Genomic DNA, 13,657 nt, shown 5'->3' with positions numbered 1-13,657 from the left:
CAAACGTCCTTCGATCCATTTCGTCGCACCCGCCAAAGGGCCGGAACGATCCTGCGGCTGAAGCATTTCGTTCCATGACCAGCGCATTGAAGGCCGGGCCATGAAGATCGCTCATGTGGCGCCGCTGTACGAATCCGTTCCGCCAAGGCTCTACGGCGGCACAGAGCGCATCATTTCCTACCTGACCGAAGCCCTCGTCGACCTCGGCCACGATGTGACGCTGTTCGCCAGCGGCGACACGAAGACTTCCGCCAAACTCGTGCCCTGCCGCGAGCGGGCGCTTCGTCTTGATCCACGCCCGCTGAAGTCCGAGATCGCGGCGCATCTGTCGATGCTCGACGAGGTGAGGAAACGCGCCGACGATTTTGACGTCATTCATTTCCACCTCAGCCATTTCCTGCATTTCCCATTTTTCCGCGATATGCCGCAGCGCACGGTGACGACGCCGCATGGCAGGCTGGATTACGCGGATCTCGCGCAGGCCTATGACCAGTTCCCGCGCTTCCCGATGGTTTCCATATCGCGCAGCCAACGGGCGAGGTTTGCGTCCGCCAACTGGCTTGCCACGATCCATCACGGCCTGCCCGTCGATCTCTACGAACCCGATTTCGAGGCAGGCTCGGATGGCGGTTATCTTGCCTTTCTCGGCAGGATGTCGCGCGACAAGCGGCCGGACCGGGCGATCGACATCGCCCGCCGCACCGGCCTGAAACTCAAGCTAGCAGCCAAGATCGGCGATGGCGACCGCGCCTATTTCGAGGAAGTCGTTCAACCGATGATCGATGGCGACCGGGTCGAATATGTCGGCGAAATCGGCGAGGACCAGAAGAGCAGGTTTCTTGGCAATGCAGCCGCCCTGCTGTTTCCGATCGATTGGCCCGAACCCTTCGGCCTTGCCGTGATCGAAGCCATGGCCTGTGGAACCCCAGTCATGGCCTGGAGTTGCGGCGCCATGCCCGAAATCGTCGACTATGGGGTTACAGGCTTCGTCGTCGAAACCATCGAGGATGCGGTCGCCACGATGCCGGCTCTCCTGCAGCTCGACAGGCGGCGCATAAGGGCGGTGTTCGAAAGGCGGTTTTCAGCCGACAGAATGGCCAGGGACTACGTCGAGGCTTATTCCCTGCTGCGCAACGGCCATGAGCAAAGCAGAGCGTCGTAGGCCTTCACCCGTCCGAAAAACCCAGCACGGGGACAATCCTGTTGACCATCACCCAACTCGACGAGCGCAAGCTTGATCCTGCCATAGCTCTGGCTTCTCTGGACGAAACCGCGCCGAGGGAGCCGCATCGGCTGTTCGCCCTCAAGCATGGCGATTGCTTTGCCGTTGCCGATGCCTATGGCGATATACGCGGTGTCGGCGACGGGTTTTTTCGCGACGACACGCGCGTGCTTTCCGAATTTCGCCTCACCGTCGGCGGGCGGTCGACGTCGTTGCTGGGCGCGTCGCTCAGCCAGGACAACGTGCTCTTCACCACCAACCTCACCAATCTGCCGATAGAGAGCGCCGCTGGCCGCCAGATTCCGCAAGGCGCTATGCATATCGAGCGCGTCCGGCTGTTGTGGGAGGAAAGGCTTTATGAGCGCATAACGCTGTCCAACTACAGCCGCGAGCATTCTACGATCCTGCTGTCGCTGCGTTTTGCCGCCGATTTCCGCGACATGTTCGAGGTCCGCGGCTCGACCCGATCGAAACGTGGAACCGCCCATACGGCCGAGATCACGGGGAACGCGGTCGTGCTTCGCTACGAAGGCCTGGACAAGGTCGTGCGGACATCGGCGATTTCATTCTCACAGACGCCCGATCAACTGACTTCCGAGCGCGCCGATTTCGTCATCGCCGTCACCAAGCGCAGCAGCCAGACGCTTTATGTGGAAGTGGGCAACGCGACAGACGATCGCCCCGAAAGCCGCCGGTTTCGCGCGGCTGCCGCCCGCGCTCGCTTCGGCATGCGCGCCAAGCGCCGGCATGGCGCGACGCTGCATAGTTCCGGCCGCGTCTTCAACGACTGGATGGAGCGCGCGCGCGCCGATGTCGCGCTGCTCACCACGGAATTGGCGACCGGGCCCTATCCCTATGCCGGCATTCCCTGGTTCTCGACCGCCTTCGGCCGGGATGGCGTGATCTCGGCCTTGCAGATGCTTTGGCTCAATCCCGGTCTGGCGCGCGGCGTCCTGGCGTTTCTCGCTCAACACCAGGCGACCGAGACATCGCCTTTCAGCGATTCCGAACCCGGCAAGATCATGCACGAGACCCGCAAGGGCGAGATGGTGGCGCTAAGCGAACTGCCGTTCGGCCGCTATTATGGCGGTGTCGACACGACGCCGCTCTATATCCACCTTGCTTGCGCCTATGCGGACCGCACGGGGGATACGGCCTTCATCGATACGCTATGGCCATCGCTTTGCGCCGCGGCCGAATGGATCGAAACGGCGAGCCGTTCGACGGGGTTCCTCACCTACCAGCGCGCCGCGGAATCCGGCCTTGCCAACCAGGGATGGAAGGACAGTTTCGATTCCGTCTTTCACGCCGATGGCCGCATTCCGAAGGGGCCGATCGCGCTGGTCGAGGTGCAGGGCTACGTCTTCGCGGCGTTCCAGGGGTTGGCGAAGCTGGCACGGCTGCGTGGCGAGGCGGAACGCGCCGAGAGTTGGGAACTACGCGCCGACACGATTCGCCAAGAAGTCGAGCGCCATTTCTGGATGGAAGACCTCGGCTACTATGCGCTGGCGCTGGACGGCGATGGTCAACCTTGCAAGGTGCGCACGTCCAATGCCGGTCACCTGCTCTATGTCGGCCTTCCCGGTCCGGATCGCGCGCGCATGGTCGCCGATCAGCTGCTGTCGGCCTCGTTTCATTCCGGCTGGGGGCTGCGGACGCTGGCGGACGACGCGATCTTCTTCAACCCGATGTCCTACCACAACGGCTCCATCTGGCCGCACGATACAGCGATCTGTGCTGCCGGGCTGGCGCGGTACGGTATCCGCGACAGCGTCGTGCGGCTGATGAGCGGCACCTTCGAATCCGCTGTCCATTTCAACATGCGGTTGCCGGAACTGTTTTGCGGCTTCACGCGCGCGGCCGGCGAAGCACCGATCGCCTATCCGGTGGCTTGCCTGCCGCAAGCCTGGTCCGCCGGCTCGGCCTTCATGCTCATGCAATCGTGCCTCGGCCTGCAGATCGACGGCTGGACAGGCGAAATCCATGTGACCCGGCCGCGCCTGCCGATCGGCATCGACAACCTCGTCATCCGCCATCTTTCGGTAGGGCAGGCGGCGGTGGATCTGACGTTCCAGCGCGTCGGGGATCGCGTCGGCGCCTTCCTTGCCGAACCGCATGAGGGGCTGGTGCCGCTTGTGGTCAGGAGCTGAAAAATCGGAACCATCCTGCACCGTGAGCGTTGGACCACCACGCCATGGGGTGCCGAAACTCCAGCCGATAAAGCCGCTGCGGTATCCCATTGAAAGGTAATCGATTTCAATGCCCGACAACAGTTCGTATCTGGTCGTTCCCGTTTTCACATTGTGGCTCTTCGTTGTTGCGGCTGTCTGCGTCCTGGCCATTGTGCTGGTGACGATGGTGTTGCGGGCGCGCAAGGGCAGCAGGCTGGCCGCTGTGGAGGTTGACCCAGCTCGCGGCCCATTGCCGGAATTCGAGAAGAACGGGCAGTCGGCGGCTGCGGCACTGGTGCAGTGGTCGCCCGAAACGCTGCGTCACATCCTGGCCACCGAACTTCCCGATGCCCAGGTGATCGTCGTCTCAAACCGTGAACCGTATATCCACAACCGCGAGGGCGACGACATCCAGCTGGTCGTACCCGCGAGCGGGCTCGTCTCGGCACTGGAGCCGATCACACGCGCCTGTGCGGGCACGTGGATCGCCTATGGCGGCGGTTCGGCCGACAAGCTGGTGGTCGACAAGAACGATCGGATCGAGGTGCCGCCGGACAACCCTTCCTACACGCTGCGCCGTGTCTGGCTGAGCGAGGAAGAACAGCAAGGCTATTATCTCGGCTTTGCCAATGAAGGCCTCTGGCCGCTGTGCCATATCGCTTTCACCCGGCCGATATTCCGCGCCTCGGATTGGGAGGCCTACGAGGCGGTCAACCGCAAATTCGCCGACACCGTTGTCGCGGAGGCCCGCAACGAGCGGCCGATCGTTCTGGTCCAGGATTATCATTTCGCGCTGCTGCCGCGAATGATCCGTGAGCGGCTGCCCGAGGCGATCATCATCACCTTCTGGCATATTCCGTGGCCGAATTCCGAGGTATTCAGCATTTGCCCATGGCGCGAGAAGATTCTCGACGGCCTGCTCGGCAGTTCGATCGTCGGTTTCCACACCCAGTTCCATTGCAACAACTTCATCGACAGCGTCGACCGTTTCCTGGAAAGCAGGATCGAGCGCGAGGATTCGGCCATTTCCTATGGCGGCCAGATCAGCCTGGTCCATGCCTATCCGATCTCGATCGAATGGCCGCCGGCGCAACTGGGCAAACTGCCTGACGTGGCGCAATGCCGCCGGCAGGTTCGCGAGAAATTCGGCCTGGCCGAAAATTGTCAAGCTGTGCGTGGGCGTTGAACGTCTCGACTACACCAAGGGCATCCTCGATCGCTTCAATGCCCTCGATGAGCTGCTGACGCTTCATCCCGAATGGATCGGCAAGGTGGCGTTCCTGCAGATCGCTGCGCCCAGCCGCGGCACCTTGCCTGCCTATCAACAACTCTACGAGGAGTGCCTGAGCCATGCCGAGGATCTCAACCGGCGCTATGGTCGCGAAGGCTACACGCCCGTCCTGATGATAACGGAACATCACTCGCAGCAGCAGGTCTACGAAATCTATCGTGCCGCCGACGTTTGCATGGTCACCAGCCTGCATGACGGCATGAACCTGGTCGCCAAGGAGTTTGTCGCGGCGCGTGAGGACGAACAGGGCGTGCTGCTGCTCAGCATGTTCGCCGGCGCCTCCAAGGAGCTTCTGGACGCACTGATCGTCAATCCCTATGACGCGGCCATGATGGGCGATGCCTTGCTGCAGGCCTTGACCATGTCACAGGAAGAGCAAAGCCAGCGCATGCGACGCATGCGCGAGATCGTGCGCGACAACAATGTCTACCGGTGGGCGGGCAGCATGCTTCTCGATGCCGCGCGCTTGCGCAAGCGCGACGCGGTCGATCGTGCCGTCAGCGCCGCTCCAGCGGCCCCAGGCAACGTCATATCGCTGCTCGATCGCAGGCGGGTGGCGGCGCTATGATGTCGATCTCGCCAAACCTCGCCGTGCCGGTCGTTCCGCAAGGGCCATGGAGCCTGTTCCTCGATATCGATGGCACGCTTCTCGAACATGCCGCGCATCCCGATGCGGTGGTTGTCGGTGACGAATTGCGCACCCTGCTGGTGCGGCTCGAAGCGCAACTGGACGGAGCACTGGCGTTCATCACCGGACGGTCGATCGCCGCCGTCGATCATCTCTTCCAGCCCCTCAGATTGCGCGCTGCCGGGCTTTATGGCCTGGAGCACAGGCTGGCGCGCGATGGTCCGGTCGAGGCGGCCGGCGAACCGGCTGATATTGCAGCCCTTGCCAACGAAATCGCGACGGAACTGGACAATGCGGATGTCTATATCGAGCGCAAGGGACCCATCCTGGCCATTCATACGCGGGCGGCACCGCACCTGCTGCAACGCGCGACACAACTCGTCGAACAGGCACTGGACAGATTGCCTGCGGGATATCGGGTCCTGGCCGGAAATGCCGGTGTGGAACTGATGCCGCTGGAGGCGGCGAAGGGAGCGGCCATCCGGCGCTTCCTGCAAATTCCGGCCTTCAGGGGACGACGCCCGGTGTTCCTGGGCGACGATACGTCCGACGAGAACGGGTTCGAGACCGTCAACGAATGGGACGGCATTTCGGTTCGCATAAAGCCGCAGGGATCGACAGCGGCGCTTTTTGGGCTGGCTGGGGTGGACGCGGCCCTGGCCTGGCTGGACGAGATGAGCAGAAGCGAGACCGCGAAAGCGGCGACGCTTGCCGCAACGTCCAAATGAACCGGACTGCCCCGTAAGTCGTTGCCGGTTCACGCGCATGGAAGGAAGTTGCAATGACCCAACTGACCAGCCTCATCCAGGAAATCATGCCCGCTTGGCTCCGGCGGCAATCCAAGACGAACAGCCGAGATCGCCAGGCGGCAGCTGAGCCGCTGCGTCCCGAAGATGCGGACGCAGTCTGGCGCAAGGCTGTCGAAAACGATTTGTTTGGAGCCAACACGCCGGATTACGCCAAGACTGGGGAGAAGCAGCCCAGCCGTCATTGACGGCTGCGCTCAGCCATCCCCGAAAATCAGCGAAACATTGCCGCCGGCATGGCGTTCGAGCCGGCCGGCGAGGTCGAGTTCCAAAAGCACCATGAAGACCTGGGCCGGGTGAAGGCCAGTGTGGCGGATGATCTCGTCGACTGGCACCGGTGTCGGGCCTAGCGCCTCATTGACCTTGGCGCGGTCGCTCTCGCCGGGTGGCGGTGTGGCCGAAAAGTCGGGCGGGTCCTCGAACGGTGGCACAGCAGGCGCCCGCATGCCGGTCAGCGGCGCGATCGCCCTTGAAACGTCCGATGCCTCGGTGACCAGCGTGGCGCCGTCCTTGAGCAGACCGTTGGTGCCGGCGGCGCGTGGATCGAGCGGAGAGCCCGGCACGGCAAAAACCAGCCGGCCCATTTCGCCGGCAAGCCTGGCGCTGATCAGCGAGCCCGAACGCTGGGCGGCCTCGACCACCACCAGCCCGAGGACAGCACCCGCGACAAGACGGTTGCGGCGTGGGAAATCCTGGGCACGCGGCTGCCAGCCGAACGGCATTTCGGAGATGATGGCGCCGCGCTCGGCAATTTCCGCGCACAGGCCGGCATTTTCGGGCGGGTAGGGCAGGTCGAGGCCTCCGGCCAGCACAGCGACCGTGCCGGTTTGCAGGCTGCCCTGATGCGCCGCCGTGTCGATACCGCGCGCCAGCCCCGAGACGATGCCGTAGCCGTCGCCGCCAAGGGCGGCCGCCAGCATGCGCGCCATCTTGATGCCGGCCAGCGATGCATTGCGGGCGCCCACGATGGCGACGCCAGGCAGCCGGAACACAGCGGCATTGCCTTTGACCGCCAAAAGAGGTGGGGGATTGTCCATGCTTCTCAGCAGCGGGGGATAGTCGGGCTCGCCGATGCCGACAAAGCGCGCGCCAGCCCGGCGGGCTGCCTCGAGTTCGGCCTCGGCTTCGGCGACCGACGGAATGCGGGCGATCCGGCTGGCGCCGCCCGAAATCATCAGTTCCGGCAGGATTTCCAGCGCCACTTCGGCGGATCCGAAACGGTTGATCAGGTCGCGAAAGGAAGCGGGGCCGACATTCTGGGTGCGGATCAGCCGCAGCCAGCTCAGCCGCTGCCGGTCGCTGAGGCGCGGCCCGGTGGCCGGCGCGCTCACCGCGGTGGCGCGCTCGCTCACCCCTTGGCTCCGATCTTGCCCTCGGTGCCGGCAAGCAGCCGCGAAATGTTCGCCCTGTGCTTGATGAAGACGATGATGCTCATCACCACGAACAAAACGGCAATTTGCGGCGCGCTCATGAAGTAGAGGGCTATCGGCACGATGACGGCTGCCGTCAGCGCCGCGAGCGACGAGTAGCGGAACAGGAATGCCATCGCCAGCCAGATGACGGCGAAGATCAGTGCCACCTGCCAGGCAAGGCCGATCAGCACGCCGAGATAGGTGGCGACGCCCTTGCCGCCCTTGAAGCCAAGCCAGACCGGGAAGAGATGACCGAGAAAGGCGCCGAGGCCGGCCCAGACCGCCGTTTCCGGTGCGAAATGGCCTGCGATCAGCACGGCGGCGGTGCCCTTCAGCGCATCGAGCAGCAAGGTCGCGGCGGCCAGGCCCTTATTGCCGGTGCGCAGGACGTTGGTGGCGCCGATATTGCCGGAGCCGATCTTGCGCACATCACCGAGGCCGGCGGCGCGGGTCAGCAGCAGCCCGAAGGGAATCGAGCCCAAGAGGTAGCCGAATACCAGCGCCAGGATCAGGCCGTAAGTCATTGTTTCCCCCGCATTTCCCCCAGCTCAGCCCGGTCAGGCGCGACGCCCGTTGCCGGTCTATGCCGAGAACACTGTGCGGCCCGCGACCAGTGTTTGCAAGACCTTGCCTTGCAGGCGGGCGCCTTCGAAGCAGGTGTTTTTCGAGCGCGAGCGGATGCCGCTTTCACTGACGATCCAGGGTTCATCGAGATCGACGATCGCGAGGTCGGCGACTGAGCCCGGCTTCAGTGTGCCGCCGGGCAGTCCGAACAGCCTGGCCGGCGCTGTGGACAGCGTTTCGACCAGCCGCAGCAGGGGGACGTCGCCATTGTGGTAGAGCCGCAAGGCGGCACCCAGCAGCGTCTCCAGCCCGATGGCGCCGGCCGCGGCATCGGCGAAGGGCAAGCGCTTGGTGTCGACATCCTGCGGATCGTGCGAGGAGACGATGATGTCGACCGTGCCGTCCCTGACCGCCTCGATCATCGCCAGCCGGTCTTCCTCGGCGCGCAGCGGCGGCGTCAGCCGGAAGAAGGTGCGGTATTCGCCGACATCGTTTTCATTGAGCGACAGATTGTGGATCGACACGCCTGACGTTACGGCAGCGCCGTCAGCTTTGGCGCGCGTCACGGCGTTTGCCGCCATCGCCGTCGAGATCTTTGCCGCATGGTAGGAGCCGCGCGTCAGACGTGCCAAAGCCAGATCGCGCTCTAGCGGGATCGATTCGGCTTCACGCGGAATGCCGGAAAGGCCGAGCCAGCTGGCGTACAGGCCTTCATTCATCACGCCTGACGAACCGAGGTCGGCATCCTGCGTCTCATGCACGATGGTGGCGCCGAAATCGCGGGCATAGGTGAGCGCTCGGCGCATCACCAGCGAACTGGCGATGGTGTGGCGGCCATCGGTGAAGGCGACGGCGCCGGCCTCGCGCAGCAGGCCGAATTCGGTCATCTCGCGGCCGTCGAGGCCCTTGGTGATCGCCGCCGCCGGAAAAATGTTGACGATGGCGGTGTCCTTGGCGGTGCGCAGCACGAACTCGACCAGCGCGACATTGTCGATCACCGGATCAGTGTCCGGCATCATGACGATGGAGGTGACGCCGCCGGCGGCGGCCGCGACGCTGGCCGAAGCGATGGTTTCGCGATGTTCGCCGCCCGGCTCGCCGATAAAGACACGGCCATCGATCAGTCCGGGAATGATCGCCTTGCCGGCGCAATCGATGGTCGTGGCGCCATCGGGCACGCTCTGGTTCAACGCCGCCTTGCCGGCGGCAACGATCTTGCGACCCTCGACGATGACGGAGCCGACTTCGTCGATGCCGCGCGAGGGGTCGACGATACGGGCGCGTTCAAAGACTGACGTGCTCATGCGCCGCGACCCTCCTGGTTGCGGCCCTCTTGATTACGACGCGGGTCGAGCAGCGCTTCCATCACCGCCATGCGCACGGCGACGCCCATCTCCACCTGCTCCTGGATCACGCTTTGCGGGCCGTCGGCTATTTCCGAGGCGATTTCGACGCCGCGGTTCATCGGGCCGGGATGCATCACCAGCGCGTCGTCCTTGGCGGCCTTCAGCTTTTCGGCGTCGAGGCCGAAATAGCGGAAATATTCGCGCACCGAAGGCACGAAGGCGCCCTCCATGCGCTCGCGCTGCAGGCGCAGCATCATCACCACGTCGGCGTCCTTGAGGCCTTCGGCCATCGAGCGCGTGACGATGACGCCCATCTTCTCGATGCCGGACGGCAGCAGCGTCGAAGGCGCCACCACCCGTACCTGCGCGCCAAGCGCGTTGAGCAGCATGATGTTGGAGCGCGCCACGCGCGAATGCAGGATGTCGCCGCAGATCGCCACGATCAATTTCGACAGCGGCCCCTTGGCGCGGCGGATGGTGAGTGCGTCGAGCAGCGCCTGGGTCGGGTGTTCATGCGCGCCGTCGCCGGCATTGACCACCGAGCAGCCGACTTTCTGCGCCAGCAGGGCGGCAGCGCCCGCCGACTGATGGCGGATGATCAATATATCGGGCCGCATGGCGTTCAGCGTCATCGCCGTGTCGATGAGCGTTTCGCCCTTCTTCACGGAAGAACTTGCCACCGACATGTTCATGACATCGGCGCCGAGCCGCTTTCCGGCCAGCTCGAAAGAGGACTGTGTGCGGGTCGAGGCCTCGTAGAAGAGATTGATCTGGGTGCGGCCGCGCAGCGTCGAGGTCTTCTTTTCGGACTGCCGCGAAATCGCGACGGCCCGATCCGCCCGGTCGAGCAACAGCTCGATGTCGGCGGGCGAAAGGTCGCTGATGCCCAGAAGATGGCGGTGAGGGTAGAGTGGCAGGGACGAAGCGTCGGTCATCTCAAGGCGCTGCTATAGGGTGCGGATTTTGCGCCCGCAAGCACCAGCTTTGGATTGGCGCCTTTCTCCCCGGTATTTTCGTCGCGCACGCGGCAACGCTTGGCTATATCTAGCCGATGGCCCCGGATTCGAGGCTTTCCGACGATAGGGACGAATTGTGACCGACGACGTGACGAACCAGCCGCCGCCGCTGACGGGTGGCAACGCCTGGCGAGGCGATCCGTTGCTGATCCAGCTTGCCGAGCGCTTTTCCGACCCGGTGCGCAAGGACCTCGACGGTCTCGGCCGTTTCGTCCTGACGCAGGAGGCGCAGGAGCTGGCGCGCCTGGCCAATGTCGAGACACCGAAGCTCAGGACCCATGACCGGCAGGGACGTCGCATCGACCTCGTCGAGTTCCACCCCGCCTACCACGCCTTGATGCGCCGCTCGGTGGCGAACGGGTTGCATTCCTCGGTCTGGGAAAATGGCGACGCCGAGATCGGCCGCCGCCATCAGGTGCGCGCCGCCCGTTTCTACCTGACCGCCGAACTCGAGACCGGGCATCTCTGCCCCATCACCATGACCAGCGCCTCGCTGGCGGCTTTGATGGCCAGCCCGAAGCTGTTTCGTGAATGGGCGCCGCGCGTGACGACGCGCAAATACGACCAGAGCCAGAAGCCGCCGGTCGAGAAGACCGGGCTGACGCTCGGCATGGGCATGACCGAAAAACAGGGCGGCACGGATGTGCGCGCCAATGTGACGAGGGCCGAGCGCGCCGGCAGCGGCTTCTATCGCCTGACCGGCCACAAATGGTTCATGTCGGCGCCGATGTCGGACGCCTTCCTGGTGCTGGCGCAGGCGCCGGAAGGATTGTCGTGCTTCCTCGTGCCGCGCGTGCTCGGCGACGGGTCGGGCAACGGCTTCCGCTTCCAGCGGCTGAAGGACAAGCTCGGCAACCGCTCCAACGCGTCTTCCGAGGTCGAATTCGTCAACGCCATCGGCGAGATGGTCGGCGAGCCAGGTGCCGGCGTGAAGACGATCATGGACATGGTGACCTTGACTCGGCTCGACTGCGCGGTGGCGTCCTCGGCGATCATGCGGGCAGGACTGGCGGAAGCGGTTCATCATGCTCGCCATCGCCAGGTGTTCGGCTCGACCTTGATCGAACAGCCGCTGATGCAGCGCGTGCTGGCCGACATGGCGTTGGATGTCGCCGCCGCAACCGCGCTGTCGTTCCGGCTGGCGCGCTCCTTCGACGAAGCGGCGAGCGATCGCGGCGAGGCGGCATTTGCCCGCGCCATGACGCCGGTGGTCAAATACTGGGTGTGCAAGATCGCGCCGCCGCTGCTTTACGAGGCGATGGAGTGTCTCGGTGGCAATGGCTATGTCGAGGAGGCGCCGCTCGCTCGTTATTACCGCGAAGCGCCTGTCAACGCGATCTGGGAAGGGTCGGGCAATGTCATGGCGCTCGATGTGCTGCGCGTGCTCGGGCGCGCGCCCGGCCTGTTCGATGAGGTGCTGGCCGGCATCGACCGCGACCTCGGCGCCGGCGGGCGCGGCACGATCGGCGTGTTGAAGGCGGCGATGCAGGTGGCTTCGACCGACGAGGGCTCGGCGCGCCTGCTGACCGAACAGCTGGCGTTGTCGGCCGCGGCGGCGGAGCTGCGCCGGCTGGGGGCAGGGCGGATTGCCGATGCCTTCGTCGAGACCCGCCTGGCCGGCCAGTGGCGCAACACCTACGGCATGATCGATTCGCGCCACGACGCGCGCATGATCATCGACACGCTCTATCCGCCGGTGAACTGAGCCGAGAGCGGCGCACCGCTCGATTTTTCGATCGGTTCAACGCATCCGAGGACATCGTGAGTGCGTCCTGTGGATCGCCGTTAACCTTAACAAATGGTTTCCATTGCGGCGGCGGGCGGCAAAGCCCACTGTCATTCCTGCCGAAGCAGGGACCACGATGCGACACGTACTGACCTCCTTTCTGTCTGTGCACTGGGCGATTGTCTTCGCCCTGCTGGCGCTGATCTGCATAGATGGAGACCGTGGCGTGGCGGCGGCCCTCGGCGTGCTCGGTGTGACCGTCGAGAGCGCCCGGTTCGTCGATCTGCAGAACGTCGTCGTGGTCGCGCCGCTGGCGATCGCCTTGCTGGTCGTGGCGGTGCTGTTCTTCTGGGCCTTTGTCGATACGCTGATCAACGATGCGGCCAGCCCGGGCGCCGACAGCGTCGTTCGCATCGCCTTCATTTCCGCGTCCGGCGTCCTGTCGATGATCCTGATCGGTGGCGCCGCGCAAGGCATCAACGGGCTGTTCATGGTCGTCGCGGTGCAATTGGCGGCACTTCTGGCTTCCTATGTCGCGATGCTCGCCGAGCGGCGCTCAGCGGCCGCGTCGGATGACGCCGATTTTCGCGCCACGGCGCACAGCATGGCGAAGGCAGCGGCCCACAATTCGCTGCTTTCCCTGATATCGGGCCGGACCGGGCCGAACGGGAAGGGAGGCCGCTGATGCGCTATATCTTCGCATTGTGGGCGGCCCCGATGGCGCTGTTCTGGGGCTGGTTCTACCTGTCGCTCAACGACATGAATTTCGGCTATGTGATGCTGACCCGGCAGCTGCATGATTTCGTGTTCCAGCTTTATGGCCAGATGCTCGGCATCGATCCCGCGATCATCCCGGGAATGGTGGGAAAGGCCTGTATCTTCGACGGATTTCTGCTGATGGCGATATGGGCTTTTCGCCGTCGCCGCGAAATTCTGGATTGGGTCAGGCGTCGTCGTTCGGGCCCGGTTCCGCTTGACCGCCCAATTCCGTTCGATCGCCTGAATCGAGCGACTGAAGCCGGTCCAAGACTCCCTGCAGAATAAAGGCCGCGGCCGCCGAATCGATCTTGCCGGCACGTTTGGCGCGCGAGAAATCCATTTCGATCAACGTCCTCTCGGCCGCCACCGTCGACAGCCGTTCATCCCAGAACACAAAGGGCAGGTCGCTCAGCTGCGCCATGTTGCGCACGAAGGCGCGCGATTTTTGCGCGCGCGGACCTTCCGACCCGTCCATGTTGATCGGCAGCCCGATCGCCACCGCGCCAACATTCTCCTTCTTCAGTAATGCCAGAAGCACGGCGGCATCGAGCGAGAATTTCTTCCGCATGATGACCGGGCGCGGGTGAGCGAAGGCGAATCCCCGGTCGGAAACCGCGACGCCGATCGTCTTGTCGCCGAGATCGAGCCCCGCCAGCGTCCTGCCGTCGGCGAGCCATGCCGGCAATTGCTCAATCGTGATGATAGCCAACGGTTTT

12 protein-coding genes and 1 pseudogene are annotated in these 13,657 nt (G+C 64.2%); 8 read left to right on the top strand and 5 right to left on the bottom strand.

The genetic code is table 11. From position 1 onward, the window contains the following. Window positions 1-100 precede the first annotated feature (100 nt). The 5 genes and pseudogenes from ACVILI_RS20030 (at window position 101) to ACVILI_RS20010 (ending at window position 6,306) form a co-directional block, all read left to right on the top strand. Complete coding sequence (locus ACVILI_RS20030; protein ID WP_038646915.1) at window positions 101-1,162, top strand: glycosyltransferase family 4 protein; 1,062 nt, start codon at window positions 101-103, stop codon at window positions 1,160-1,162. A 47-nt stretch (window positions 1,163-1,209) separates the two neighbouring features. Beyond that, a complete protein-coding gene (locus ACVILI_RS20025; RefSeq protein WP_240565041.1) occupies window positions 1,210-3,372 on the top strand; it encodes an amylo-alpha-1,6-glucosidase in 2,163 nt (720 codons plus the stop codon). A gap of 109 nt (window positions 3,373-3,481) precedes the next feature. Further along, window positions 3,482-5,252: pseudogene (locus ACVILI_RS20020) on the top strand (alpha,alpha-trehalose-phosphate synthase (UDP-forming)). Next, window positions 5,249-6,040 (top strand): trehalose-phosphatase, encoded by a 792-nt coding sequence (gene otsB / locus ACVILI_RS20015; protein WP_038646912.1) that lies wholly within the window; start codon window positions 5,249-5,251, stop codon window positions 6,038-6,040. The pseudogene ACVILI_RS20020 and the gene otsB overlap by 4 nt, the downstream one beginning before the upstream one ends. Window positions 6,041-6,093: 53 nt before the next feature. Then, entirely contained in the window at window positions 6,094-6,306 is a 213-nt protein-coding gene (locus ACVILI_RS20010) for a hypothetical protein (RefSeq protein ID WP_038646910.1), read from the top strand. A gap of 9 nt (window positions 6,307-6,315) precedes the next feature. Here ACVILI_RS20010 and dprA read toward each other — a convergent pair whose 3' ends face one another. The 4 genes from dprA to ACVILI_RS19990 are packed head-to-tail and all read right to left on the bottom strand — an operon-like array spanning window position 6,316 to window position 10,375. Beyond that, window positions 6,316-7,449 (bottom strand): DNA-processing protein DprA, encoded by a 1,134-nt coding sequence (dprA, locus tag ACVILI_RS20005; protein WP_038646908.1) that lies wholly within the window; start codon window positions 7,447-7,449, stop codon window positions 6,316-6,318. A gap of 17 nt (window positions 7,450-7,466) precedes the next feature. Then, entirely contained in the window at window positions 7,467-8,054 is a 588-nt protein-coding gene (plsY, locus tag ACVILI_RS20000) for a glycerol-3-phosphate 1-O-acyltransferase PlsY (RefSeq protein ID WP_038646906.1), read from the bottom strand. A 57-nt stretch (window positions 8,055-8,111) separates the two neighbouring features. Further along, a complete protein-coding gene (locus tag ACVILI_RS19995) occupies window positions 8,112-9,398 on the bottom strand; it encodes a dihydroorotase (protein WP_038646904.1) in 1,287 nt (428 codons plus the stop codon). Beyond that, window positions 9,395-10,375 carry an aspartate carbamoyltransferase catalytic subunit gene (locus ACVILI_RS19990; protein ID WP_019858236.1) on the bottom strand — a complete coding sequence of 327 codons (981 nt, stop codon included), beginning with the start codon at window positions 10,373-10,375 and terminating at the stop codon, window positions 9,395-9,397. The genes ACVILI_RS19995 and ACVILI_RS19990 overlap by 4 nt, the downstream gene beginning before the upstream one ends. Before the next feature lie 157 nt (window positions 10,376-10,532). Here ACVILI_RS19990 and ACVILI_RS19985 point away from each other — a divergent pair, with 157 nt between their 5' ends. From ACVILI_RS19985 to ACVILI_RS19975, 3 genes are all read left to right on the top strand, one after another. Beyond that, window positions 10,533-12,161: a DNA alkylation response protein gene (locus tag ACVILI_RS19985; protein WP_038646902.1), complete on the top strand. Its 1,629-nt coding sequence runs from the start codon at window positions 10,533-10,535 to the stop codon at window positions 12,159-12,161. 157 nt (window positions 12,162-12,318) lie between these two features. Continuing rightward, window positions 12,319-12,867, top strand: coding sequence for a hypothetical protein (locus ACVILI_RS19980; protein ID WP_019858234.1), 549 nt, complete (start codon window positions 12,319-12,321; stop codon window positions 12,865-12,867). Continuing rightward, on the top strand, window positions 12,867-13,226 hold the full coding sequence (locus ACVILI_RS19975; RefSeq protein WP_080643738.1) for a DUF6105 family protein: 360 nt from the start codon (window positions 12,867-12,869) through the stop codon (window positions 13,224-13,226). The genes ACVILI_RS19980 and ACVILI_RS19975 overlap by 1 nt, the downstream gene beginning before the upstream one ends. On the opposite strand, the gene ruvX is transcribed toward ACVILI_RS19975, so the two are convergent. Next, window positions 13,126-13,650: a Holliday junction resolvase RuvX gene (gene ruvX, locus ACVILI_RS19970; protein ID WP_051112828.1), complete on the bottom strand. Its 525-nt coding sequence runs from the start codon at window positions 13,648-13,650 to the stop codon at window positions 13,126-13,128. The two genes, ACVILI_RS19975 and ruvX, sit on opposite strands and share 101 nt — an antisense overlap. Between the last annotated feature and the right edge of the window lie 7 nt (window positions 13,651-13,657).

The sequence above is a fragment of the Mesorhizobium sp. USDA 4775 genome, assembly GCF_054062655.1.
This window is presented reverse-complemented; position numbering and strand designations above follow the sequence as displayed.

What these genes read in the sequence shown, in the direction of transcription:
- ACVILI_RS19980 (WP_019858234.1), top strand. Translation starts at nt 12,319, where the DNA reads ATGCGACACGTACTGACCTCCTTTCTGTCTGTGCACTGGGCGATTGTC.
- ACVILI_RS19995 (WP_038646904.1), bottom strand. Translation starts at nt 9,398, where the DNA reads ATGAGCACGTCAGTCTTTGAACGCGCCCGTATCGTCGACCCCTCGCGC.
- ACVILI_RS19990 (WP_019858236.1), bottom strand. Translation starts at nt 10,375, where the DNA reads ATGACCGACGCTTCGTCCCTGCCACTCTACCCTCACCGCCATCTTCTG.
- otsB (WP_038646912.1), top strand. Translation starts at nt 5,249, where the DNA reads ATGATGTCGATCTCGCCAAACCTCGCCGTGCCGGTCGTTCCGCAAGGG.
- plsY (WP_038646906.1), bottom strand. Translation starts at nt 8,054, where the DNA reads ATGACTTACGGCCTGATCCTGGCGCTGGTATTCGGCTACCTCTTGGGC.
- ACVILI_RS19975 (WP_080643738.1), top strand. Translation starts at nt 12,867, where the DNA reads ATGCGCTATATCTTCGCATTGTGGGCGGCCCCGATGGCGCTGTTCTGG.
- ACVILI_RS20030 (WP_038646915.1), top strand. Translation starts at nt 101, where the DNA reads ATGAAGATCGCTCATGTGGCGCCGCTGTACGAATCCGTTCCGCCAAGG.
- ACVILI_RS20010 (WP_038646910.1), top strand. Translation starts at nt 6,094, where the DNA reads ATGACCCAACTGACCAGCCTCATCCAGGAAATCATGCCCGCTTGGCTC.